The following is a 24,572-nucleotide window of genomic DNA, read 5'->3' as shown; positions in this document are numbered from 1 at the left end:
TCCGGAAAGCTCAAGCTGCGTAAGCAATGATACGGCTTTGGTTCCCAAGTCGCGACCATCAGCAAGTGTCGGTATTGGTGATTGCGTGCCCCGGCAGGCAACGCAGTACTTTTCGCGCGAAAATTGGTGGTTGGTTAGGCGAAGAAGACACTCACCCTGCCGTAGGAGCCAAAATCGGAAACGATCTGGTCGCCATGCCGGCATTCGACCGGCCGGATGAAGGAACCCGACAGCACGACCTGTCCGGCCTCGATCTGCATGCCGTATTGATGCAGCCGGTTGGCGAGCCAGACGATGCCTTTGGCGGGATGATCGAGCACGCCGGCGCCGAGCCCCGTCTCCTCGACCTCGCCGTTGCGCGACACGATGGCGCCGATCCAGCGCAAGTCCGCCTCGCGCGGGCCGGCCTTGCGGCCGCCGACGACGATGCCCGCATTGGCGGCATTGTCGGAGATCGTGTCGACGAAGGTGCGAATCTTGCCGGTCTCTTTGTTCATCCGCTCGATGCGGGTGTCGAGGATTTCCAGGGCCGGGGTGATGTGATCGGTGGCGTCGAGCACGTCGTCGATCGAGATGTCGGGGCCGGCCAAAGGCGCCTTCATGACGAAAGCGATCTCGGCCTCGATGCGCGGCTGGATGAAGCGATCGGCCGGCACCGTGCCGCCGTCATCGAAGAACATGTCGTCGAACAGGATGCCTGAATCGGGAATGTCGATGCCGAGCGCCGACTGCATCGCCTTGGAGGTCAGGCCGATTTTCCAGCCTTTGATCGCCAGTCCGGACGCTTCCTTCCGCTTCACCAGCGCGGCCTGGACGCGGTAGGCGTCGTCCATCGTGGCTTGCGGAAAATCGAGGCTGAGCAGCCTGATCTGGCGGCGATCGCGCTCGGCTTCGAACAGCCTCTGCGCAGCTTCCTCGACTTGCGCTTCCGTCATCATCGGCCGGCCCCTTCGTCGACGACGCCGTTGGTAAGCCGCCCGATGCCTTCGGCCTCGACCTCGATTACGTCGCCCGGCTTCAGCCAGATCGGCGGGTCGAAGCGGGCGCCCGCGCCGGTCGGTGTTCCCGTCACGATGACATCGCCCGGCACCAGCGTGGTGAAGGTCGAGATGTAGTTGATGATCTTGCGGAACGAAAAGATCATACGGCCGGTGCGGTCCTGCTGACGCAGCTCGCCATTGACGCGCGTGGTCAGCGCGATATCGGCGATCTGCGCCTCGTCGGTGAAGGGCACCAGCCACGGCCCGATCGAGCCGGTGCGATCGAAATTCTTGCCTTGGGTGACGTTGAACTTGGCATGGCGCACCCAGTCGCGGACTGTGCCTTCGTTGCACAGCGAAAGCGCCGCGATATGGTCGAGCGCGTCGGACTCTGGAATCCGGCGGCCGCCCTTGCCGATGACGATGACGATCTCGCCCTCATAGTCGAGCTGCGGCGATTCCGGCGGCCGCACCAGCGGCGCGCCATGGCCGACGAAGGAGCGTGGAAAGCGGATGAACAGCGACGGGTTGGAGGGTGCTGCCTGCCCGTCCTTGTACTCCTCGTTGCGATCCGGATAGTTGACGCCGACACAGATGATCTTTTCGGGCGCAGGCACGGGAATCGCGTAGGTGATCTCGCCCAGGCTGAGATCGGCCGGCAGCGCGGCCGCTTCGTCGACGAGGCGCGGCAGGGCGCCCGCCGCCACGACCTCGCGCAAGGTCGGCCATGTATTGCCGTGACGCCGGGAAAGATCGACGATGCCGCCGGCCTTCACGAAACCAAAGCCCGATCTCCCCTGATGGGAAAAGCTGGCGAAACGCGGCTGTTCGGTCATGTCGTCTCCATCTGCTCAGCATCCGAGCCTAAGTCGTCTGGCGCGCGATCTCCGTGATCACCGCGAATGCGGTTTCGGCATCCTCGCGCGTCATCTCGAACTGGCCGGCTTGGAAGCGGATCGCGATCGCCCCGTCGACGCGGGTCTGGGTAAGATAGATACGGCCGTCGTCGTTGATGGCATTGACCAGCGCGATGTTGTGCCGGTCGGGATCGCCTGGCGCCTTATGCCGGAAGGAAAACAGCGACAGCACCGGCGCGCTGACGATCTCGAAGTCCGGCTCGGCGGCCAATTTCTCCGCCAGTTCCACCGACCATGCCACATGGTTCCGGATCATCGTCCGCAGCCCTTCGAGGCCGTGGTATCGCAGCAAGAACCAGAGCTTCAGCGCCCGGAAGCGGCGGCCGAGCGGCACTGTCCATTCGGAGAAATTGATGACGCCGTCATGACCATGCGTCTTCAGATATTCCGGCTGGATCGCGAGCGTGCGCGCCTGCTCCCCGGGATTGCGCATGAACTGCACGGAGCAGTCGAACTGCGCGCCCAGCCATTTGTGCGGATTGAAGACGATCGAGTCCGCCGCCTCCACGCCATCCCAAAGCGTGCGAAATTCCGGACAAATCATCGCCGAACCCGCCCATGCCGCGTCGACATGCAGATAGAGGCCATGTCTTTTCACGACCTCGGCCACCGCCGCGATCGGATCGCAGGCGCCGATGGATGTGCCGCCGGTGCAGGCGATCACGCCGGCGGGCGTCAGCCCCGCGGTGATGTCGGCGCGGATGGCGACGTCCAGCGCCTCGGGGTCCATGCCGTGCAGGTCGCCCTTGGTCGGGATGCGCACTAGATTGGCCTCGCCGATGCCGGCCACCCAGATTGCCCGGTCGATGGAGGTGTGCGCTTGGGCCGACGCGTAGACGCGCACGGCCGTGTGCGCCGCCAGCCCCTCTTTGTTGCCCATCCAGCCAAGTGCCCGTTCGCGCATGACCAGCACTGCAGCGAGCGTCGCCGTCGAGGCCGAATCCTGGATCACGCCTGAAACGCCGGCGGGCAGGCCCAGCGCCTGGCGCAGCCAGTCCACGACCTTCGTCTCGAGTTCGGTCGCGGCCGGCGACGTCTGCCAGAGCATGCATTGCGCGGCGATGGATGTGACGAGGTAGTCGGCGACCACCGACACCGGTGCGGCGTTCGCCGGGAAATAGGCGAAGAAGCGCGGATGCTGCCAGTGCGTCATGCCATCCGGAATAATCCGCTCGAAGTCGGCGAAGATCGCCTCCATCGGCTCACCCCGTTCAGGCGCGGCGTCGTCGATCTGGCGGGCGATGTCGCCGGGCGTCGTCTGCGCTCGCACCGGCCGGTGCCGCAAGGTCGTGCGGTAGTTGGCCCCCCAGTCGGCGGCCTTATGCGACCAGTGTCTGAATTCGTCGCTATCCATTGCCGGCGAGACCTTTCCGTTTCATACCATGAGGATGACGTTATTCCGCCGGTCTCAACCTATTCGGAGATCGTTGGCTGGGCCGTGCGACGTGCTGGATGTAGGTTGGAGCGTACTGCATGGCCGCGTCGGCATTGCACTTGACGAAAACGTCGATGCAGAAGCCACGCGTCAGCGCGACACAGGCCGAATCGTCGGCAGCCTGGGCAGTTGAAGCCGGGGCCACCAGCGTCGAGACGATTATTCCCAGCAGACGAGATGGTCTCACGGGCATTCGATGCTTTCTTCCCGGCTCGCCGATTATGGCGCCACAATCGGCGAGGCCGAGAGATCAGATTGATGCGGCTTCACGCCGGCAAAGACGCTGCCTTCCTCGAACCAGCTCTTCGGGGCCGGTGCGCCCCATAACGTCTGGCGCTGCGGGTCCTTCAGGTCCCATTTGATCGGCTCCAGATCGGGATCGACCGTCTGGTAGTCCGAGCAATAGATCTCGATGCGATGGTTATCCGGATCGCGGATGTAGAGGAAGAAGGCGTTGGAGATGCCGTGCCTGCCTGGGCCGCGCTCTATATTCGGCAGCCAACCGGTGGTCGCCATCAGGTCGAGCAGGTCGATGATGTTGAGCGGCGTCGGCACCCAGAAGGCGACATGGTGCAAACGCGGGCCGAGGCCATTGGTAAAGGCGATGTCGTGCACGCCGCCCTTGCGGTGCGTCCAGGCCGCCCACAGCTTCCCGGTCTCGGCGTCCTCAGTGTACTCGGTCACGCGGAAGCCGATCTCGTTGTAGAAGGCCACCGATTCATCGACGTTTGGCGAGAAGCAGTTGAAGTGGTCGATGCGCAGCGGTTTCACACCGTGATAGAGCGCGTATTTCTGGTGGATCGGCGGCAGCCGTTCCATCCTCGAATAGAATTCGAGCGGAATGCCGTGCGGGTCGCGGGTGCGGAAGGTGCGCGACTGGTAGGGCCGCTCCACCCATTCCACCGGCAAGCCTTTGCCCTTGAAGAAGTGCTCGGCCTTGTCGAGATCCTCGTCGGAAAACACCTTGAAGCCGAGGTCGCGGGCTTCCGCGGTGGCGCCTTTGCGCAGCACGATGCAATGGTGGCCGCGCTCCTCCAGTGCGCGCAGATAGATGGCGTCGGATGTCTCGTCGGTCACCTGCAGGCCGAGTGTGTCGACATAGAAGGCGCGTGATTTCGCCAGGTCGGTGACGGCGAGCTCGACATGGCTGAGTCGCACGATGTTGAAGGCAGGGTAGAGTTTGGGTTGGGGCAGGGCCATAGGTGTCTCCCGTCAGCCGCCGAGCTTCTGGATCGAATGCTGCGTCGTGGCGAACGCGATGTTCTTGGTTTCCATGTAGAAGTCGAAAGACCAGTCGCCACCGTCGCGGCCGATGCCCGAGTTCTTGACGCCGCCGAACGGCGTCGGCAGATGCCGCACATTTTCCGAGTTGACCCAGATCATGCCGGCGTCCAGCGCATCGGTGAAGCGGAAGGCGCGGGTGACGTCCGAGGTCCAGAGATAGCCGGTCAGGCCGTATTGCGTGTCGTTGGCGAGCGCCAGTGCATCGGCCTCGTCCTTGAACGATATGGCGGTAAGCACTGGCCCGAAGATCTCTTCCTGGGCAATGCGCATCTTGTTGGTCGCGCCAATGAACAGCGTCGGGCTGACATAGCAGCCGCCGCCCGGGCCGGTGAATTTGCCGCCGCCGGCGGCAACGACCGCCCCTTCCGATTTGCCGATCTCAATGTAGGAAAGGACCTTTTCCTCATGCACCGGATGGATCAGCGGGCCGACCACGGTTTCCGGGTCGAGCGGATGGCCGACCTTGATGCGCTTTGCTTTCTGCGCCACCAGCGCGGTGAAGTTGTCATAGACGCTTTCCTCGACCAGCAGCCGCGACGACGAGGTGCAGCGCTCGCCGTTCAGCGAATAGATCATGAAGACGGCGGCGTCCGCGGCCCGCTCCAAATCGGCGTCGGCAAAGACGATGACTGGGTTCTTGCCGCCGAGCTCGAAATGCACCCGCTTCAGCGTCTCGGCGCCTTGCTTCATTATCATCGAGCCGGTGCGGCTTTCGCCGACGAAGCCGATCGCCTTGATGTCGGGATGTTCGGTCAGCGCCCTGCCAGCATCCTCGCCGAAGCCATTGACGAGGTTCCAGACGCCCTTCGGCAGGCCGGCCTCCTCGGCGATCTCGACCAGAAGCCTGGCCGTCAGCGGCGAGAACTCGGCCGGCTTATGGACGATGGTGCAGCCGGCGGCGAGCGCCGGCGCGATCTTCCAGGTCGACAGCATGAAGGGCGTGTTCCACGGCGTGATCACGCCGACAGGGCCGATCGGCACGCGCGTCGTCATGTTGACCTGGTTCGGCGCACGGACCGTCTGGCCGTCGCGGGCTTCAGGTGCCCGGTCGGCATAGAAGCGAAAGTTCTCCGCGCCGCGCAACGCGGCCTTGGCCATGAACTTCAGTGACTGGCCGGTATCCATGCATTCGACGAAGGCGATCTCCTCGGCGCGCGCCACGATGGCGTCGGCGATTTTGTGGAGCAGCTTCTTGCGCGCGTCGCCGGAGATCGCCGCCCATTCCTTGAAAGCGGCCTTCGCCGCTTTGGCGGCGCGGTCGATGTCGGCGGTCTTGCCGCGCGCCACCTGGGCGATTGGCTTGAGGTCGATCGGGGAGATCGTCTCGTATGTCGAGCCGTCGGCGGCCGGCACGACCTCGCCGCCGATCTGGTTGAGCACGCCGTCCTTCCTGAAGCGCTCGAGATAGACTTCGGCCTTCCTCAGATTGTCGTCCAATACCGCCATTGCGTCTTTCCTGTTCTCTGCCGCCCGTTCACTTGCCGCGCAGGCGCGGGTGGATGGCGTTCTTCTTCCAGCTGAGCTCTGCGTCGATCTCGCGGATCTCCAGCGACAGCGCGAAATGCGGCGTCGTGAACAGCGGTGAAAGATGATCGGTGACGGCCGCGAAGATCGCCTCGCCGGCGCTTTTCTTTTCTTCCGCCGTGCGGCCCTTGCCGATGCGGAAATTCATGTCAATGAAACCGTTCTCAGGCAGCCGGTCGGCAATCGCATAGGCCTCGGCGCGGAAGGCCCGCACGCGCACCGCGCCCGGCTCGAACAGGCCAGTCCCGAGGATGGTGCGCGAGACCAGCGCGCAAAGCTCGGCCACGTCGACCTTCTGGTCGAGATTCGCCGAATATTCGATCGCCATATGAGGCAAGGGTTTCGTCCGCCGACGGTGTTTGTAATTAACATGTGAATTACATCTTGACGATCGAATGTCAAGCGTCGTTCTGTATCTGGATGGGCTTCCCGGCGCCGGGATTGCCGCTCCCGGCAAAATCGCGGATATAGCTGCGATCCATGCCTCGTTTCGCGTTGCGAGTCGCGTGGAATTGGAATTTTGGAGATCTGACCTTGCTACCGCCTAACACACGCCGCTCCTTGCCGATGGCGCTTCTGCGTGCTCGCGAAGTGATCATGGCGCATTTCAGGCCGATGCTCGCCCGCCACGACATCACCGAGCAGCAGTGGCGCGTGCTGAGGGTCCTTGCCGAGGCCGGGCCGCTGGAAGCGACCGAATTGGCCAACCGCGCCTCGATCTTGCCGCCGAGCCTCACCCGCATCATCAAGGCGATGGAGGAACGGCGATTCATCTCCCGTGACAAGGTCAAGAACGACGGCCGCAGGGCGCTGCTCGCCATCAGCCCGGCCGGGCTGGCGCTGATCGAGGATCTGTCGCCCGAGCGCATCGCCATCTACGATGCGATCGAGCGGCGATACGGCGCCGAGCAGCATGAGCACCTGCTCGACCTTCTGGAAAGCCTGATCCAGTCGGAATCGTCTGAAAATCAGACCTGATAAAATCTACCCACCGAAGCTGCCGAGTGCGCTCGGCTGCATGTAGTTGCGGCCGACATAAAGCAGTGCCGCCTCGCCGCTGCCGTGGCGGATGTCGATCACCCGGCCGAACATCACATTGTGCGTGCCGACCTTGTTCACCGCGCCGATCTCGCAGTCGAAGCTGACGATGGCGTCGAGCAGCGCCGGCATACCGGAAGGCATGGTCTGCCAGCGCGCGGCTTGATAGCGCTCGGCCATATCGCGGATCGCGCCGGCGAACTTCGCCGCCAGGTGCATATGGGACTGGGTCAGCACGTTGACGCAGAAGCGCTCGTTGGCAAGGAACATGCCCGTCTGCGCCGAGCGCTCGTTCATGCACACAAGCAGCGTCGGCGGATCGTCGGAAACGCTGCACATGGCGGTCGCGGTGAAGCCGCCGCGGCCTGCTGGTCCGTCTGTCGTGACGATGTTGACCGGCGCGCAGACCCGCGCCATGGCGTCACGGAATTCCAGTTTGGCGACCTGCGCCTCCATGGCCGGGCTCCTCAGCTTGCACCGGCCGGCAACGGCGGCAGCCAGGTGTCGCCGGTCCAGCCCTTCTCGTCATAGTCGGCCATGCAGGTATCGACCAGTTCCTCCATCGCTTTCAAGCGGCCGCCGCGCTCCGCCCCTTTCAGCACCTGCAGCCGCACCTCTTCCGGCGCGCCGGCATAATTGAGCTCGTAAAGCGCGTGGCGGCCGCCGAACTCGGTGCCGGTGGCGTCCCACAGCAATTTCATGATCTTGATGCGCTCGACATGGCCCATGTCGTTGGAGCCGCGCACATATTGCGCGAGGTAGCGGTCGATCTCCGGATTGTCGAAATCCTTCGCCGAGGACGGCAGGTAGATCAGCCCGGAGGCGATCACCCGGCGCACCGTGTCGATGACGCGCGGATAGGCCTCCGACATGAAGGTGCGGTAGGCGAGCGCCGCTTCCAGATTGGGCAGCACTGCACCATTGGCCCACGGGATCGGGTTGTGCGCCATGGCGTTGGAAAAGCTCCAGAACATATGGCGCAGCGCGATCACCTCGCCCAGCGCAGCCTGGTTGCCGCGGAAGGCGTCGCCGCCGGTCGCCCGCAGCGCCTTGGCTAGCAGGCCGGCAAGGAAGTCGAGCTTGACAGCAAAGCGCGTGCAGCCCTGAAAGCAGTAGCCATGCATGAAGCCCGACGCCGGGTGGAAGGACAGGATCTTCTGCGCGTCGCGCAGCACCAGCACGTCCTCCCAGGGGATGAAGACATTGTCGAGCACCAGGATCGCGTCATTCTCGTCGAAGCGCGACGACAGCGGATAGTCGAAGGGATGGCCGACGGTGTTCGCCGTCTGCTCGTAGGAGACGCGGCAGAACATCTTTATGCCGGGCGCGTTCATCGGCACGATGAACATCACCGACAGCGACGGATCCTCCGTCACCGTCGCCGAGCTCTGCGCCAGGAAATTGTAATGGGTGAGCGCCGAAGACGTCGCCACCACCTTGGCGCCGGACACCCAGATGCCGGCATCGCTTTCCTTAGTGATATGCACGAACACATCCTTCACCTGCTCGGCCGGCTTGTGGCGGTCGATCGGCGGGTTGACGATGGCATGGTTCATGAACAGGACCGCGTCCTGCGCCCTTTTGTGCCAGGCGCGCGCATTGTCCTTGAACGGGCCGTACCATTCGGCATTGGCGCCCAGCGTGTTCATCAGCGCCGCCTTGTAGTCGGGCGTGCGTCCCATCCAGCCATAGGACATGCGCGACCAGTCGGCGATCGCCGTCTGCTGCTGGGCAAGCTCGGCGGCGGAATGCGCGACACGGAAATATTTGTGCGTGTGGCCGCCCGAGCCGGTGTCGGTGGGAGAGGTCAGCACGGCCTGCCGGTTGGGATCATGCAGGGCATCGTAGAGGCGGGCCAGCGAGCGCGCCGAATTGCGCATCGCCGGATGGCTGGTCACGTCGGCTACGCGCTCGCCATTGATATAGACCTCGCGTCCGTCGCGCAGACTGTCGAGATATTCGGCGCCGGTGAACGGCCGCTTCGTATTGGCCCGGAAATCTTCCGATCGCATCATGATCCTCCCTTAACACGTTAACGATAGCGCTGGTCGTGCCAAAGGTTTATGGACGAAAGCATAAAACCATTTGGACTTTTTCGCTGTCATGGGCCAGACCGCCATTCCCGAGTTCTTTGTCTACGGCGAACCGGCGCGGGAGCTCGATGTCGGCTTCCTGCATGTCGAGACCGTGCAGGCCCGTGCGTCCGTGCATCGCGGCCAGGTTCTAGCGCACAAGCATCCGCAAATGGCGCAGATCACCCTCTGGACCGGCGGCAGCGGCAGCTACTGGATCGAGGACGAAACCTTGAGTTTTTCGGCGCCTACGGTGAGCTTCATGCCGAGCGGCGTGGTGCATGGCTTCAGCATCGAACCTGGCACCGATGCCATCGTCGTGTCGGTCGCCGATGAAGCACTTGTGGCCATCGCCGAGCATTCCTTGTTGCCGCTCGACCAACCGGTCTTCGTCACCGGACGCGGCGAGACGGCCCTGTGGGAGAGGTTGGGCGATACGGTCAGAATGATCCAGGCGGAATATGCCGACAGGCTGCCCGGTATGGAGAAAATCCTGCTACCGCTGATCGCTGTGGCGTTGTCGGGCATCGCCCGCCTGGATGCGGTATCGCATGCCGTCACCCTGCCAGCCGCTGTGGCGCTGGCCGGCCGCCTCCGGCGGCTGATCGACCGGCATTTTCGCGACGACTGGCCGGTCGAGCGCTATGTTGAGAGCCTCAGCACCACGCGCCATCTGCTCGATAAGGCGGCGCGCCAGGTGCTGGGGTCGGGCGTGCGGCAAGCCGTGGGCGAGCGCCGGCTGGTCGAGGCCAAGCGCCTGCTGCTGTTCACGGTACGCTCGGTCGAGGACATCGCTTATGAGACCGGATTCAACGACCCGGCCTATTTCTCGCGCTTCTTCCGGCAGGCGGTTGGAATGGCGCCTGCGGCGTGGCGGAAGGAAAGGGTGAATGGTGATTGGTGAATAAAAGAGACTAGTGGAGCTTGACCGGCAGCACTTGAAGGAATTTCCCACCATTCACCATTCACCATTCACCATTCACCATTCACCATTCACCATTCACCGCGCAGCAGCGGCCAATCCCGCATCTAGCGCCTCCGCAATCTTCACCACATCGGCCGCCGAGATGACCAGCGGCGGCGACAGGATGATGGCGTTGCCGGAAACGCGCAGCAGGACGCCGGCCTTGTAGGCAGCGTCAGCGACGGCGCCCATCGTCTTCTTGTCGGCCGGCTTCTTGGCGTCGCGGTCTGAGACCAGCTCAAGCGCCGCCATCAGGCCTTGATAGCGGACGTCGCCGACCAGTTGATGTTTTGCCTTCAACGTCTCCAGCGCCTTGCCTAGCTCGATGCCGCGTGCAGCGGCGTTCTCGTTGACGGCAAGGCGTCTTGTTTCGGCGAGCGCCGCCAGACCCGCTGCGCAGCCGACGGGATGGCCGGAATAGGTGTAGCCGTGGCCAATCGCGCCGAAGCTGGTCTTGTCGGCCTCGAACACCTCGGCGACCTTGGCGCCGATCAATGTCGCGCCCAGCGGGAAATAACCCGACGTGATCGCCTTGGCGATGGTCATGAAATCGGGTTTCACGCCGGACAGGCGCGAACCTGACCAGGCGCCGGTGCGGCCAAAGCCCGTCACCACCTCGTCGGCGATGAGCAGGATGTCGTGGCGGTCGCAGATCGACCGCACCATCGGCATGAAGCTCTCGTGCGGAACAATGACACCGCCGGCGCCGAGCACCGGCTCCATGATGAAGGCGGCGATGGTGTCGGCGCCCTGGAAGGCGATTTCGTCCTCGATCGCCCGCGCGCAGAGTTTAGCCAGCTTCGCCGGATCGGTCTCGTCGAACGGGTTGCGGTAGGTCCACGGCGCGGGCGTGTGGAACACGCCCGGCAGGAGCGGCTCATAATTGCGGCGGAAATTGGCATTGCCGTTGACCGAGGCACCGCCGAAATGCGTGCCGTGGTACCCCTTCTTCAGCGCCAGGAATTTCGTCCGGTCGCCTTGGCCGCGGATCTTCCAGTATTGCCGCGAGAGCCGCAGCGCCGTCTCCACCGAGTCCGATCCGCCGGAGGTGAAGAACGCCCGCACCATCCCCTCCGGCGCGAACCAGTCGCAGAGCTCGTAGGCGAGTTCGATCGACGGCCCGGTAGAGGTGCCGCGAAAGCCGGAATAATACGGCAGGGCGTCGAGCTGTACCGAGATCGCCTTCTTGATCGGGTCGCAGCTATAGCCGAGGTTGACGTTCCACAGCCCGCCGACGGCGTCGAGCACGGTCCGGCCGTCGATATCGGTCACCGACACGCCGTCGCCCTTCATGATGATCCTCGGCGGCGTCGCGCGCATCTCGGCCGGATGCGCCATCGGATGCCAGATCGGCTTGGCGTTGTTTTCGGTGAGAAAATTGATGTCACGCATCGGGAGGGACTCCGGGTTTTTCCAATCAGGGAAGCGCCAGGCCGAAATGGCCGAGCGCCTCGGCATAGCTTCGCGCCGGCTCTGCGACGTCGAAATGAACGGCAAGCATTCCGGCGGCAACCGCGCCGTCGACATTGCGCTTCTGGTCGTCGACGAAGACGCAGGTGGCCAGGGACAGCTGCAATGCCTCGCCGACCATCGCATAGGCGCGAGCATCCGGCTTGAGGATATGGGTATAGGTCGCGTCGACGATAGCCTCGAATAGCGACAAGAGCGGCAGGCGTTCGCGGAACCCACTGCCATAGAACAGATCGAGCTCATTGGAGAGTATTGCGAGCCTGATGCCTGCCGAATGGGCGATCCGGATCGCTCGCTCGGCTTCGGGCCGCACCACGGCTTGCGGGTCGGCGCCGCGCGCCCGCTGCACGAAGGTCGACATGTCCTTCCAGTCCTCGCCGACCAGCTGGCCGACTTCGCGTGTGCGTGTCTTCCAGTATTCGCGCTCGCTGATCTCGTCGGCTTGCATCGAGCGCCAAAGCGGGTCGGATGCCGGGTCGAACGGGCCGCGCCATGCTAGGGTGCCAGGTGCCAGCCCCAGTGCCCGCTCGGTCAGCGCATGCGTCTCGAACAGCGTGCGGGTGACGACGCCGCCGAAATCGAGCACCAGTGCCTGTGGCTTCGCGCCGCTCATGCCGCGCACCTACCGGGCGGGATGATGCCCTCGGCGACCCAACGGTCGAAGACCTCCAGCGCCTTGGCACTGAAGGCGGCATCGTTGATGTGTCCGGTAATCTCGTGCAGCTCGGCATTTTTTGGCACGCTTAGGCGCATCTCCTCGACAAAGGCCGCCAGCGCTTCCGGCTCGTACAGCGGCTCGCCCTGCTGGTCCCATTGCTGGACACCGCCGGCGGGTAGGATGAAGGCTGTCGGGCCGGTCGCCGCCGCGAGCTTCTCGCCGATCGCCCGCGCGATTTCCTTGCGTGTCGCGCCATCTGAGGTCACCGAGGCGAGCAGGCGGTTATGCGCATGGTAGGGCCGTTCGGTGAAGCGGGACGGCACGGCCTGCCAGGTCGGGAAATCGACCATGTCGATGGCGCCCGGCGCGACGATCTGCGGGATGCCTTGGCGGCCGGCATTCTCCAGCCGGTCGGCGCCCGAACTCACGACCGAGCCGGTGAGCTGGTTGGCGAGTTCTTGCAGGCTGAAATCCATCACCGCGACAAAACCCTTTTGCGCAGCGATTGCCTCCAGCGCGCGGCCACCCATGCCGGTGGTGTGAAAGACGACGACCTCGTAGCCCCGTTTTTCCAGCTCCGGCTTCAGCGTCACCATATATTGCAGGCAACTCTTGCCGAGCGAGCTCATGCCGATCCTCGGCCTGGCCGCATCCGGCTTGACGACGGCGCGCGCGGCGCCCACCACCGCGCCGCTGGCCTGCGACAGCACCGCCTTGCAGGCGCTGTTGAGCCCATAGAGACCGCCGGCCCACAGGATCATCATCAGGTCGGTGGCGATGCGCTCCGGCGGCAGCAGATGCGAATAGGCGATCGTCGAGACGACGAATTTCGGCACGCCAAGCGGCAGAGCCAGCGCCACGTCGAGCGCAAGGTCGGTGCCCATAGAGCCGCCAAGCGCAATGAAGCCGTCGATCTCCCCCTTGTCATGCAGCGAGCGGGCAAGTCGTGAGGCGCCGAGCGCCATCAGCGTCATCGCCGTGTTCTCGTCACCGCTGGCGATGATCGCCTCGATCGTCGTGTCGGCGGCCTTGGCCACGGCATGCCGGTCGTGCTCCGGCCGATAGGGCGGATCGCCCAGCACGCTGACGTCCATCATCACGGCGACGCCGCCGACGGCCTCGATGCGCTCGCGCATGAACAGAAGCTCGTCGGCCTTGGTGTCGCCGGTGCCGATAACCAGGATTCGGCGTGTCTCCTCCACAGTCAGTTCTCCTTGCAGTGTGTATCTTATTATGCCCGTTACGCCCGTTTGCGGCCCGGCAGGCCGCCGAAAAGCCGCTCGCTGATGCCGTGCGCCGCCGCCGCGACCCTGGCGCCGTAGCGCTCGATGTCGCCCTTTTGGACCCGCACCCCGGGCGCGGCGACAGCGATGGTGCCGATGGCAAAACCATCGGCGCCGAGGATGGGTGCTGCGACGCTGAGCACGCCTTCCTCATACCCTTGCGAACCGGTCGAATGGCCGCGCGCACGGGCAGCGGCGATATGCTCGGCGAGCGTTTCGGCATCGCCGATTGTGTAAGGCGTGAAAGCGGCCATAGGTCCGGCGAGAACAGCTTCGCGGATACGGTCCTCGGCAAACGCTAGGAAGGCAATGCCGGAGGCCGTCGCATGCATCGGCAACACTTCGCCGGGCTGTACGCTGACCCGGTTGGCCTTTGTCGATTCGACGACGTGGACCGAGATCAGGCCGCGTTTTGAGTATTCGGAAAGATGCACCGTCTCTTCAGTTTCGGCGGCCAGGAGGTTCACCATCGGCACGGCAATGCGCAGGAACGGAAACTGCGCCTCGCGCATCAAGGCCAACCGCGTCAGGCCGGCTCCGAGCCGGTAGAAGCGCGTCGCCTCGTCCTGCTCGACCAGCCCTTGCGCGATGAGGGAGACCAGCAGCCGGCGCGTCGTCGCCTTATCGAAGCCGGCACCCTTGGCCAGATCGGCGAGTGCCGTTTCGGGCGTGCCGCGTCCAAGCATTTCCAGCAGCGAAATGGCTTTGGCCACCGTGCTCATCGCGGGTCCGATCCTCCTCAGATACTTAACGTGCGAATTAACTTGACAGCAAGTCGATTCCTTTGCAAGTCTAATATCGAAATGCCGTTGCAAATAATGAAATGCACGCACGGCCCGCCAGAAGGCTCCGGCATCTCAGGGACACTCGGTTTCCGCACAGCGGAGTTGGAGGGAAAGATGACTGCAATTGAAGCCGGTGAAGTGAACCGGCTGAGGAAGAATAGCCTTGGCGTTGGCGCCATCACCTTCATGGTGATCTCGGCTGCGGCGCCGCTCACGGCCGTCGCCGGCGGCACGCCGCTCGGCATGCTGATGGGTAACGGCGCCGGCTTTGCCGGCACCTATCTGATCGTGACGCTTTTGCTGCTGCTGTTCGCGGTGGGTTACGTCGCCATGTCGCGCCATGTCGGCAATGCGGGCGCCTTTTATGCCTATGCCGCTCGCGGACTTGGCGGCTTGGCCGGCGGCGCCACGGCACTGATTGCCATCCTGTCCTACAATGCCATGCAGATCGGCGTCATGGGCCTTCTCGGTGCCGCCACCGCCGGCCTGTTCGCCGGCTGGGGCATCGCCTTGCCCTGGTGGGTCTGGAGCTTCATCGCCATCGCCATCGTCGCCGTGCTCGGCTACCGGCAGGTCGACCTGTCGGCCAAGATTCTCACCGTGCTGGTGCTTGCCGAATATGTCGTCGTGCTGGTCCTCGACCTCACCATCCTCAAGACCGGCGGCGACAGCGGCCTGTCGGCCGCACCCTTCAGCTGGAGCCAGATCACCAGCGGCGCGCCGGCCATCGCCATCCTGTTCTGCTTCGCCGCCTTCATCGGCTTCGAGGCGACGACGATTTACGCCGAGGAGGCGCGCGACCCGAAGGTGACCATTCCGCGCGCGACCTATTTCTCGGTCATCCTGATCGGCCTGTTCTACATGGTCACCGCCTGGCTGATGGCCGTCGGTGCCGGTGTCGACAAGCTCTTGCCGGCGCTGCAGGGCCTGCAGGATCCGACCACCTTCCTGTTCGGCCTGTCCGACCGCTATGCCGGAACGCTGCTCACGCACGCCATGAGCATCCTGTTCGTGTCGAGCTTATTCGCCGGCGTGCTGGCGTTCCACAACGCGGTCGCCCGCTACATGTATGTCGCCGGACGAGAGAAGCTCCTGCCGCTGTCGGTCGGCGTGACGCATACGTCGCACCAGAGCCCGCATGTCGCTTCGGTGATCCAGACCGTGCTCGCGGCCGTCGTCGTCGGGCTGTTCGCCGTGCTCGGCCTCGATCCGGTGCTGGCGCTGTTTTCGTGGCTGACCAATGTCGCCACGCTTGGCGTCATCGTGATGATGGCGGTGGCCTCGCTGGCCGTCGTGATGTATTTCCGCGCCAACCCGTCGAGCCAGGAAAACGCGCTGAAGACCACTATCCTGCCGGCGCTGACCTTCATCGCCTTCGCCCTCATCATCTACCTGATCGTCATCAATTTCGGCAGCCTGTCCGGAGCCGGCGGTCTCCTCGGCGTGTTCCTGCCGCTGCTGGTGCTGATCGCCGCCGTCGTGGGCCTGCTTCTGGCGGGTTCGTTGAAGGGTCGTGATCCGGTTGCTTTCGAAAACCTCGGCAAGCCACCGCAGGATTAAAGCAGACAAGAGGGGGCGGCGCATTGGCGCCGCCTCTTCCATCGCAAAGGGAGTGACGGCATTGACCTTTGCCGAGACCATCACCGTCGAAGCGCTGGAATGCGATCCCTATCCGATCTATGCGCAACTGAGGCGCAGAGCGCCGGTGGCTTTCGTGCCGGCGGTCAACCTCTGGTTCGTCACCCGCTGGAAGGATGTCGAGACGGTCGCCAAGTCGCCCGATATCTTCTCGGCGGTTGTCGGCACTTCCCCGGTTGAGCGCTCCTTCGGCAAGCCGACGATTCTGACCACCGACGGCGAGACGCACAAGCAATTGCGCCAGGGCGTCGACCCAAAATACCGGCCACGAACTGTCGCTTCTTACGCCGGCGACCTCGTGCGCTCCATCGCAGGACCCTATCTCGACGAAATCGCCGAACGGGGCTCAGCCGAGCTGATGGCCGACTATTTCGAGCCGGTGTCGACGCTCAGCCTGGCGCGCTCGCTGGGCCTTGCCGACATCGACATGCCGACCTTGCGGCGCTGGTTCTATGGGCTTGCCCAGGGCGCCATCAATTTCGAGAACGACCCGAAGCGGCAGGAGATCGCCGACGCGGTCAGCGCCGAGGTGGGCGCCGCGATCCTACCGACGCTGGAGCGGCTTCTCCACGAGCCCGACGATTCGGCGCTTTCGCATATGCTGCATGACGGCATGCCCACGGGCTCGACCCGCCCGATCGATTTTCTGATGCCAAGCATCAAGGTGATCCTGCTCGGCGGCATGCAGGAACCCGGCCATGGCGCCGGCTCGATCCTCGCCGGTTTGCTCACCCATTCCGAACAGCTGCGGCAGGTGCTCGACGATCCCGAGACTTTCGTGCCGAAGGCCGTCGACGAGGGCCTGCGCTGGGTGGCGCCGATCGGTACCCAGACGCGCCAGACGACACGTGCGGTGGAAATCGGCGGGGTCACGATCCCCGCCGTCGCGCCGGTCGCCGCGCTCGTCTCATCCGCCAGCCGCGACGAGAGCCGTTTTTCCGATCCCGATCGCTTCGACATCAATCGAGACGAGGGCAACCACGCCGCCTTTGGCTTCGGCCATCATTTCTGCTCGGGCCGCTTTTTCGCGCGCGAGCAGATGTGCCTGGCGGTCCGATTGCTGCTCGAACGCTTTCCCGGCCTCAGACTGGTGCCGGGCAAGGAACCGGTCTTCCGTGGATGGGAGTTCCGCGCGCCAACCGCGCTGCATGTCACAATCGGAGCCACCGCTCAATGATCAACCAGGCCACCATCGACACGCTGCGCAAGGCGGAGGTCGGAGCGCGACATCTGTTCATCGATGGCGTCCACACGGATGCGCAGAGCGGCGCCAGCCTGCCGGTGATCTCGCCGATCGACGGCCGCTCCTTCGCCATCATCGCTGACGGCGGGGCCGCCGATGTCGACCGCGCCGTGGCCTCGGCGCGCAAGGCATTCGAAAGAGGTTCGTGGTCGCGCTCAGTACCTGCCTTCCGCAAGAAGGTGCTGACGAAGTTCGCCGAACTGGTGGAGAAGCATGCCGACGAACTCGCCGTGCTCGGCGTGCGCGACAACGGCACCGAGATCGCCATGGCCTACAAGGCCGAGCCGCTGTGGGCTGCGGGCACGATCCGCTACTACGCCGAAGCTATCGACAAGGTCTATGGCGAGATCGCGCCGACGGCTGACAACGTGCTCGGCCTGATCCACAGGGAGCCGCTCGGCGTCGTCGGCGTCATCGTGCCGTGGAACTTCCCGTTGATGATCGGCGCCTGGAAGCTCGCGCCGGCGCTCGCCGCCGGCAACGCTATCGTCGTCAAGCCGCCGGAGATCGCCTCGCTCACTTTGCTGCGGCTGGCCGAGCTGGGAGCCGAAGCCGGACTGCCCGAAGGCGTCTTCAACGTCGTCACAGGTCGCGGTTCGGTGGCCGGCGAGGCGCTCGGCCTGCATATGGACGTTGATGCCATCGCGTTCACCGGTTCCGGGCCAGTCGGCCGCCGGCTGCTTGAATATTCCGCGCGCTCCAACCTGAAGCGCGTCTTCCTCGAGCTCGGCGGCAAGTCGCCCAACATCGTCTTCGCCGACGCGGTGGACCTGAAGCAGGCAGCCGTCGTGTCGGCCAACGGCATCTTCCGTAATTCCGGCCAGGTGTGCGTCGCAGGCTCGCGCCTGCTCGTCCAGGCCTCGATCTACGACCGTTTCATGGACGAGCTTGTCAAGGCAACCACGAAACTCAAGGTCGGCGATCCGCTTGATCTCGCAAGCGATATCGGCGCGGTGTCGAGCGCCGAGCAGCTCGACAAGAATCTCGGCTTCGTCACCAGGGCCGCAGAGGAGGGCGCCCGCCTCGTCACCGGCGGCGAGCGTATCCTCATCGAGACCGGCGGCAGCTACATGGCGCCGACGATCTTCGAGAACGTGACTGGAGAGATGCAGCTTGCCCGCGAGGAGGTGTTCGGGCCCGTGCTTGGCGTCATGCGCTTCGAAACCGAGGAGGAAGCGGTGCGCCTCGCCAATTCGACCGTCTACGGCCTGGCCTCCGCGGTGTGGACCGCGAACCTTTCGACTGCTCACCGGATGGTGCACGCCATCAATGCCGGCGTCGTCCACGTCAACACCTATGGCGGCGCTGACATCACCGTGCCGCTCGGCGGCGTCAAGCAGTCCGGCTTCGGCCGCGACAAGTCGCTGCACGCCATCGACAAATACACCGACCTGAAGACCGCCTGGATCGCGCTTGGGTGATCGTTTGAGCGCGTTTCTGGGCAATCCGATGGTCACCACAGCCGCGCTGCCGCTGTTGCTCGGCCTCATGCTTGCACTGCTGGCGAGATTTGCCTTTCCGGCATCATCACGCATCCTCTCTCTGCTTTGGGCGGCATTGCTGCTGTTTTTCTATCTCGATATGCTCGGCGCGCCGGCCGTGCCGCCTATCGCCGCCAGCCAGAAGCTGATCTATCTCGCCTTTGCCGGCATCGTGTTAGGCCTCTTGCCCGAGCGCGTCCTGACCGGTCGAACAGCCAGCGTCCTTGCCGCTGCCGCCATCGCCGCGGCCATCCTGTGGCTCGGCTGGCGCCGCATCGCCTTCGGCTCGCTTGACCTACAGATGGTCGCCGCCGCCATCGCCGGCTTGCTGATGATCGCCGGCACCGCGATGCTGGTTCACATGCGGGCCGGGTCGTCGCTGTCGGCCGAGCAATCATTCCTCGCGCCGGCGGCGGTGCTGGCCGTGTTCGTGGCCGGCGCCATCATCTCGGTGCTCGGCGCGGCGATCGTCACCGGCCAATTGCTCGGCTCGCTCGCCGCGCTGACAGGCGGCTGGTGCCTCGTGCAGTATGTCGCGTCGCTGCGCGGCGGCATCGCCGCCGGTTGGAGCAAAGGCGTCGAATTTCCGCTGCTCTACGCCGCCGCGACAATCCTCATCCAGGTTGCGCTGCTCGCCCCGAAGGCGAACCCAGTGGCGCTGATGCTTTCCCCCTTGCCGCTGATCGTGGCCGCGCTTGTGCCCGGCCCGCTGCAAGGCCTGCTTCCCGGCGCCGGGCCATTGCGGCCGCTGGTCGCCGGCCTCCTGATCGCCATACCGGCGATGTTGGCTGTGCTCACGGCGATCGTTTGGGCGCCGCATGGGGCAGCCCTCGGCTTTTCCTGAGCCACAACGATAACCCAACTGGGAGAGAGACGTGACGACAAGAAACCTGATCGCCGCCCTTGCCTTCGCCGGCGCCTCCGCGCTGACATCGGCCGCCAATGCCGACAATTACGAGATCGACGGCCAGCACGCCTGGATTACATTCACTATCAAGCACGGCATTTACGGCATCGCCCACGGCCAGTTCGACGCCGTGAAAGGCGCGATCGTCATGGACAAGGCCGATCCGACGAAGAGCAGCGTCAAGGCTGAAATCGATGTCGGCTCGGTCCATACCGCCTTCGATCAGCGCGACAGCGACCTCAAGGGACCCGACTTCTTCAACGCAGCGGAATTCCCGACGATCGGCTTCGAGAGCACCAAGATAGAGAAGCTCGACGACAAGACCGGCAAGGTGACCGGCACCCTCACCATCAGCGGCGTTGCCAAGGAGATCACCCTCGATGTCAAGCTGCTCAACGAAGCGCCGGCGCCGTGGGATGCGACGCTGACCAAGGCGGCGTTCAGCGCCACCGGCAAGATCAGCACCGCCGACTTCCCGATGGCAAAGGCTGCCGACGGCTTCGGCCTCGGCCCGGACGTCGACATCCTTATCGATCTTGAGGCGATCAAGAAATAGGCCGTCCGGGGCAGGGTGCGGCTGCGCGACCGAACAGGGCCGCGCGGCAGGCTGGCACGCTGCTGTCCGTCCAGAATGAAGTCGGCACAACGGTCACCGATCATGATCGCCGGTCGCAGCAGCGTTGCCGCTGGTCGGGCGCGGCATGATCAAGGCGTCGCGGATGCGCAGGCGCGGCACGCGGCAACGCCAGAGATGACCGGTTACGCCTCGCCGGTCAGCCGCACTGAGATCAGCCGCGCCGCCTTGATCGCCGCTTCGCCCTGGCTTGCCGCGACCGCATCGTCGACGCGTGAGACGGGTGAAGCCACCGCCAGCGTGCCGATCGGGTTGCCGTCCGAGCCGAGGATCGCCGCACCAATGCTGTGCACGCCTTCCTCATAGCCCTGGGCGCTGCGCGAATAGCCGCGCGAGGCGGCGAGGCGCACTGCCTCCATCAGCTTGTCCGGCTGTGTCATGGTGTGCTGACTGAATGGCTGCAACGGCCCATCGAGATATGCGCTGACAACTTCCGGCCGCGAAGCCGCGAGGAAGGCGATGCCGGATGCCGTGCCATGCAGCGGCAGCACTTGGCCGACATCGACATTGACGCGGTTCGCCTTGGCCGACAGTTCGACATGCACGGTGAGCAGCGCCCCGGCGCTGAATTCCGACAAATGCACGGTCTCGCCGGTCTCGATCGACAGGTCGCGCACCACCGGCGCCGCCAGGCGCACGAAAGGGAAATGCGCGTCGCGAATGCGCGCCAACCGCGACAGGCCGGCGCCCAGCCGGTAACGGCGGCTTTGCGACTCCTGCTCGATCAACCGGCGTTCGGCAAGCGCCATCAGCAGGCGCCTGGCAGTGGCCTTGTCGAGGCCGGCCTTGCGGGCAAGGTCGGATAGGCCGATCTCCGGTTCCGCTAGCGTAAACAGCTCCAGCAGCGAAACCGCCTTGCCGACTGTGCTCATTTTCGATTCTCCAAGATACTTCGCATGTGAATTAACTTGACAGCGGCCGAAACGCCTTGCAGTCTCCCTATAACATACAAAACGACGGTTCGCATAATGAACCGCATTTAAAACCGGTTGGCGCCCTGAAGCAACGGCGCACAAGGGAGACTTGCGCCGTGATGGCTGATGCCAAAAAAGATACGCATTCCGCAACTGTCGGCGACCTGCTCGACCGCGAGCAGCAGCGCTTCCGCGACACGCATCCGCGCTCGGCAGCGGCGTGGGAAGCGGGCAAGCAGCATTTCCTCTATGGTGGCCCGTCGCACTGGATGCGCCGCTGGGCCGGCGGCTTTCCGATCTACGCGGCTTCGGCGCGCGGAGCGCATATCAGCGACATCGACGGTCACGACTATGTCGACTTCGCGCTTGGCGACACCGGCGGCATGTGCGGCCATGCGCCGGAAGCGGTGACGCGCGCCGCGCTTCGTCAGCTGCGGAACGGCACCACCATGATGCTGCCGACCGAGGACAGCCTGTGGGTCGGCGCAGAACTCACGCGCCGCTTCGGCCTGCCTTACTGGACGCTGACGACTTCGGCCACCGACGCCAATCGCGGCGCCATCCGCATTGCCCGCATGATCACCGGCCGCGACAAGGTGCTGGTGTTTTCCGGCTGCTATCACGGCGGTGTCGAGGAGGCGCATGTCGAAATCCGCGACGGCAAGATCGGCATGCGCAACATGATCCATCCCAACGGCGTCGACCATTCCGCCGTCTCCAGGGTGGTCGAGTTCAACGACATCGCGGCGCTCGAGGAAGCGCTGTCGCATGGCGATGTCGCCTGCGTGCTGACCGAGCCGCTGATGACCAATTTCGGTATGATCCCAGTCGCCGAGGGTTTCCACACCGCATTGCGCGAGATCACGCGCCGCAGGGGCACGGTGCTCATCATCGACGAAACGCATACCATCTCCAGCGGGCCAGGCGGCTATACCGCGCCGCATGGGCTGGAGCCGGACATTCTGGTCGCCGGCAAGGCGATTGCCGGCGGCATTCCGGCCGGCATCTTCGGCGTCTCGCAAGAGATCGCCGAGCGGCTGTGGAAGCTTGTGCCGATGGTCAATCCGCGTGTGCGCCAGTCGGCGCATCTCGGCATCGGCGGCACCTTGGCCGGCAATGCGCTGACCGTCGCCACCATGCGCGCGGTGCTGGAAGAGGTGCTGACGCCGGCGAATTTCGAACTCATGATCGCCAACACCACGCGCCTTGCCGAATCCGCCTGGGGCATTATCCGCGCCAACAAATTGCCCTGGCATGTGACGCAGGTCGGCGCCCGCGCCGAGATCATGTTCATGCCCAAGCCGCCGCGCAACGGCGCCGAGGTCATTGCCGGCCGGCGCGGCGATCTCGAAACCTTGCTGCACGCCTTCTACATGAACGAAGGCATCCTGGTGACGCCCTTCCATACCATGTTCCTGATGTGCCCGGCGACCTCGCCGGCCGATGTCTACCGTCATACGGACGTCTTCGGCCGCTTCGTCGATCTCGTGCGTAGCGCTGGCGTCGTCTGAGCGATGGCGAACCCGTTCGACCTCACGGGCAGGATGACGCTGGTGACCGGCGGCGGGCGCGGCATCGGCGCCGCCATCGTCACGCGCTTCGCCGAGGCCGGCGCCGCGGTCTTCATCGCCAACCGCACATTGACTGTAGCGGAGGCGCTGGCGGCCGACCTCTCGACGCGCGGTCTTTCCGTTCGCACGGTCCCGCTTGCCGGACTCGACCGCGCCGCGCTCCATCGGCTTGTCGGCGAAATCGTGCGCGAGGCCGGCCGCCTCGACATCGTCGTCCACAACGCCGGCGGCTGCCCCTGGGCCTCGGTCGAGGAGCTTGATGAGGACAAGTTCGAAGAGGCGCTGGCGGTCAACCTGAAGTCGTGCTTCTGGCTGGCGCAGGCGGCGTCTCCGGCGATGCGCGCCAATGGCTTCGGCCGCATCCTCGTCACCTCGTCGGTGTCGGCGCGCGTCGCCATGGCGGGCGGCGTGCACTATTCGGCGGCCAAGGCCGGCGTCAACGCTTTCATCCGGGGTGCGGCCTTCGAATTCGCGCGCGACGGCATCACCGTCAACGGCGTCGAACCTGGCTTCATCGCCAAGCCCGGCCGCGGCACGATGAGCAAGCCCGAGGTGGCCGACCGTCTGGGTCAGTTCATCCCCATGGGTCGTCTCGGTGAGGCAGATGACATAGCCTATGCGATGCTCTATCTCGCCTCGGAGCAGGCGAAATATACCACAGGCCAGACCATCGTCGTCGACGGCGGCTCGACCTTGCCGGAGACCGGCTATGCCGTCGAGCGGCACTGGGGGCTCGCATGAGCCGCCGCCTCGAAGGCCGTAACGCACTGGTCACCGGTGCGGCCACCGGCATGGGCCGCGCCACAGCCGAGCTGTTCGGCCGCCACGGCGCCAAGATCGTCGCCTTCGGCCATGGCGAGGACGTGCTGGAGGAAGCGGCGAAGGCCAGCGGCGGCATCGCCGTGCGCGGCGACATCACGCAGGCGGGTGATATTGCCCGCGCCATTGACGCCTGCAGCGGCCGCCTTGACATAGTCGTCAACGCCGCCGGCGTGATGATCCTCGACGAGCCAGAGACGCTGAGCGACGAAACCTGGGCGATGAGCTTTGCCGTCAACGTCACTGGTTCGATGATGGTCTGCCGCGCCGCCCTGCCGCTGCTCAAGGAACGCGGCGGCGCGATCGTCAACATCGCCTCCGTCGGCGCCTTCAACGCCAGCGGCCAGAACGCCGCCTATTCGGCAAGCAAGGCCGCTCTGGTTTCTTATACCCGCTCGCTGGCCTACGCGCACGGGCCCGACGGGATTCGCGCAAATGCGGTGGCGCCGGGCTGGGTGCGCACGCCGATGAGCGTCTACGAAATGGAAGTTGCGGCCGCCGCCCGCGGCACGACGCCCGAAGAGGAGTTCGCCGCGCTCACCGGCCGCATTGCGCTGCGGCGCGTAGCCGAGCCGGCTGAGATCGCCAATTGCTGCCTGTTCCTGGCCTCCGACGAGGCGTCCTTCGTCACCGGCGCAGTGCTCGTCGCTGACGGCGGCGGTCGCGCGCCGACGCAGAACAGGGCCGTCTGATGCGAACGGAACCATAGATATTGGCCAGTCCGCCGCGGGCGCTGGCTGATGGCTCTGGGTGAACAAATGACCGACTGAAGCATCGACCCGGCTCCTTTCGCGACCCGCCGGACCATACGAGATCATACGAAGAATATGGGTTGGCTAACCATCCGCTAAACCATTGATTTTCCTTAGCAGTCTCACATCCTCCGGGCCCACCATTATCATTATTTATCAATGATTTGGCGCCTCTTTCTCCCTTCGGTTCGCCAAGTTCATTT

The 24,572-nt window shown here is 64.6% G+C and carries 23 protein-coding genes; 10 read left to right on the top strand and 13 right to left on the bottom strand.

Annotated features, from left to right (window positions below; translation table 11 throughout):
• Positions 1-134 precede the first annotated feature (134 nt).
• From hpaH to FJ980_RS15300, 6 genes are all read right to left on the bottom strand, one after another.
• The gene (gene hpaH / locus FJ980_RS15325) at positions 135-938 is read right to left on the bottom strand and encodes a 2-oxo-hept-4-ene-1,7-dioate hydratase (protein ID WP_181181215.1); all 804 of its coding nucleotides are present in this window, start codon (positions 936-938) and stop codon (positions 135-137) included.
• On the bottom strand, positions 935-1,816 hold the full coding sequence (locus FJ980_RS15320; protein ID WP_140544016.1) for a fumarylacetoacetate hydrolase family protein: 882 nt from the start codon (positions 1,814-1,816) through the stop codon (positions 935-937). Before FJ980_RS15320 ends, hpaH begins: the two co-directional genes overlap by 4 nt.
• 28 nt (positions 1,817-1,844) lie before the next feature.
• Complete coding sequence (locus tag FJ980_RS15315) at positions 1,845-3,251, bottom strand: pyridoxal-dependent decarboxylase (RefSeq protein WP_140544014.1); 1,407 nt, start codon at positions 3,249-3,251, stop codon at positions 1,845-1,847.
• Between the two features lie 300 nt (positions 3,252-3,551).
• Entirely contained in the window at positions 3,552-4,532 is a 981-nt protein-coding gene (hpaD, locus tag FJ980_RS15310) for a 3,4-dihydroxyphenylacetate 2,3-dioxygenase (RefSeq protein WP_140544012.1), read from the bottom strand.
• A gap of 12 nt (positions 4,533-4,544) precedes the next feature.
• A complete protein-coding gene (hpaE, locus tag FJ980_RS15305; protein ID WP_140544010.1) occupies positions 4,545-6,062 on the bottom strand; it encodes a 5-carboxymethyl-2-hydroxymuconate semialdehyde dehydrogenase in 1,518 nt (505 codons plus the stop codon).
• Positions 6,063-6,090: 28 nt separating this feature from the next.
• Positions 6,091-6,477 (bottom strand): 5-carboxymethyl-2-hydroxymuconate Delta-isomerase, encoded by a 387-nt coding sequence (locus FJ980_RS15300; RefSeq protein ID WP_140544008.1) that lies wholly within the window; start codon positions 6,475-6,477, stop codon positions 6,091-6,093.
• A 230-nt stretch (positions 6,478-6,707) separates the two neighbouring features.
• On the opposite strand from FJ980_RS15300, the gene hpaR reads away from it, so the two are divergent.
• Positions 6,708-7,118, top strand: a complete 411-nt coding sequence (gene hpaR / locus FJ980_RS15295; protein ID WP_246676427.1) for a homoprotocatechuate degradation operon regulator HpaR — start codon at positions 6,708-6,710, stop codon at positions 7,116-7,118.
• Positions 7,119-7,124: 6 nt separating this feature from the next.
• Here hpaR and FJ980_RS15290 read toward each other — a convergent pair whose 3' ends face one another.
• Positions 7,125-7,634 carry a flavin reductase gene (locus FJ980_RS15290; RefSeq protein ID WP_140544004.1) on the bottom strand — a complete coding sequence of 170 codons (510 nt, stop codon included), beginning with the start codon at positions 7,632-7,634 and terminating at the stop codon, positions 7,125-7,127.
• Positions 7,635-7,645: 11 nt separating this feature from the next.
• Positions 7,646-9,190: a 4-hydroxyphenylacetate 3-hydroxylase N-terminal domain-containing protein gene (locus FJ980_RS15285; protein WP_140544050.1), complete on the bottom strand. Its 1,545-nt coding sequence runs from the start codon at positions 9,188-9,190 to the stop codon at positions 7,646-7,648.
• A 91-nt stretch (positions 9,191-9,281) separates the two neighbouring features.
• Between FJ980_RS15285 and FJ980_RS15280 the strand changes: the two genes are divergently transcribed.
• The gene (locus FJ980_RS15280) at positions 9,282-10,154 is read left to right on the top strand and encodes a helix-turn-helix domain-containing protein (protein ID WP_140544048.1); all 873 of its coding nucleotides are present in this window, start codon (positions 9,282-9,284) and stop codon (positions 10,152-10,154) included.
• 96 nt (positions 10,155-10,250) lie between these two features.
• Here the strand turns inward: FJ980_RS15280 and FJ980_RS15275 are convergent, their stop codons facing one another.
• From FJ980_RS15275 to FJ980_RS15260, 4 genes are read right to left on the bottom strand one after another with little or no spacing between them, the layout of a single operon-like run.
• Positions 10,251-11,606: an aminotransferase class III-fold pyridoxal phosphate-dependent enzyme gene (locus FJ980_RS15275; protein ID WP_140544002.1), complete on the bottom strand. Its 1,356-nt coding sequence runs from the start codon at positions 11,604-11,606 to the stop codon at positions 10,251-10,253.
• A gap of 25 nt (positions 11,607-11,631) precedes the next feature.
• Complete coding sequence (locus tag FJ980_RS15270; protein WP_140544000.1) at positions 11,632-12,297, bottom strand: HAD-IA family hydrolase; 666 nt, start codon at positions 12,295-12,297, stop codon at positions 11,632-11,634.
• Positions 12,294-13,544 (bottom strand): Tm-1-like ATP-binding domain-containing protein, encoded by a 1,251-nt coding sequence (locus FJ980_RS15265; RefSeq protein ID WP_140543998.1) that lies wholly within the window; start codon positions 13,542-13,544, stop codon positions 12,294-12,296. Before FJ980_RS15265 ends, FJ980_RS15270 begins: the two co-directional genes overlap by 4 nt.
• Positions 13,545-13,582: 38 nt before the next feature.
• The gene (locus FJ980_RS15260) at positions 13,583-14,347 is read right to left on the bottom strand and encodes an IclR family transcriptional regulator (protein WP_140543996.1); all 765 of its coding nucleotides are present in this window, start codon (positions 14,345-14,347) and stop codon (positions 13,583-13,585) included.
• Positions 14,348-14,524: 177 nt separating this feature from the next.
• On the opposite strand from FJ980_RS15260, the gene FJ980_RS15255 reads away from it, so the two are divergent.
• The 5 genes from FJ980_RS15255 (at position 14,525) to FJ980_RS15235 (ending at position 20,235) form a co-directional block, all read left to right on the top strand.
• Positions 14,525-15,970, top strand: coding sequence for an APC family permease (locus FJ980_RS15255; protein WP_140543994.1), 1,446 nt, complete (start codon positions 14,525-14,527; stop codon positions 15,968-15,970).
• A gap of 61 nt (positions 15,971-16,031) precedes the next feature.
• On the top strand, positions 16,032-17,225 hold the full coding sequence (locus tag FJ980_RS15250; RefSeq protein WP_140544045.1) for a cytochrome P450: 1,194 nt from the start codon (positions 16,032-16,034) through the stop codon (positions 17,223-17,225).
• Entirely contained in the window at positions 17,222-18,712 is a 1,491-nt protein-coding gene (locus tag FJ980_RS15245) for an aldehyde dehydrogenase (protein WP_140543992.1), read from the top strand. Before FJ980_RS15250 ends, FJ980_RS15245 begins: the two co-directional genes overlap by 4 nt.
• A gap of 4 nt (positions 18,713-18,716) precedes the next feature.
• Positions 18,717-19,616 (top strand): hypothetical protein, encoded by a 900-nt coding sequence (locus tag FJ980_RS15240; protein WP_140543991.1) that lies wholly within the window; start codon positions 18,717-18,719, stop codon positions 19,614-19,616.
• Between the two features lie 31 nt (positions 19,617-19,647).
• Complete coding sequence (locus FJ980_RS15235; RefSeq protein ID WP_246676425.1) at positions 19,648-20,235, top strand: YceI family protein; 588 nt, start codon at positions 19,648-19,650, stop codon at positions 20,233-20,235.
• Between the two features lie 203 nt (positions 20,236-20,438).
• Here the strand turns inward: FJ980_RS15235 and FJ980_RS15230 are convergent, their stop codons facing one another.
• Positions 20,439-21,185 (bottom strand): IclR family transcriptional regulator, encoded by a 747-nt coding sequence (locus FJ980_RS15230; protein ID WP_140543989.1) that lies wholly within the window; start codon positions 21,183-21,185, stop codon positions 20,439-20,441.
• 161 nt (positions 21,186-21,346) lie between these two features.
• On the opposite strand from FJ980_RS15230, the gene FJ980_RS15225 reads away from it, so the two are divergent.
• From FJ980_RS15225 to FJ980_RS15215, 3 genes are read left to right on the top strand one after another with little or no spacing between them, the layout of a single operon-like run.
• Positions 21,347-22,738, top strand: coding sequence for a transaminase (locus tag FJ980_RS15225; protein WP_140543987.1), 1,392 nt, complete (start codon positions 21,347-21,349; stop codon positions 22,736-22,738).
• 3 nt (positions 22,739-22,741) lie between these two features.
• Positions 22,742-23,539: an SDR family oxidoreductase gene (locus FJ980_RS15220; RefSeq protein WP_140543985.1), complete on the top strand. Its 798-nt coding sequence runs from the start codon at positions 22,742-22,744 to the stop codon at positions 23,537-23,539.
• Positions 23,536-24,309, top strand: coding sequence for an SDR family oxidoreductase (locus tag FJ980_RS15215; protein WP_140543983.1), 774 nt, complete (start codon positions 23,536-23,538; stop codon positions 24,307-24,309). The genes FJ980_RS15220 and FJ980_RS15215 overlap by 4 nt, the downstream gene beginning before the upstream one ends.
• Positions 24,310-24,572: the final 263 nt, after the last annotated feature.

The organism is Mesorhizobium sp. B1-1-5 (genome assembly GCF_006443065.1).
GTDB lineage: Bacteria > Pseudomonadota > Alphaproteobacteria > Rhizobiales > Rhizobiaceae > Mesorhizobium.
The sequence above is the reverse complement of the archived record's forward strand: the minus strand, read 5'-3'. Positions and strand labels throughout refer to the sequence as shown.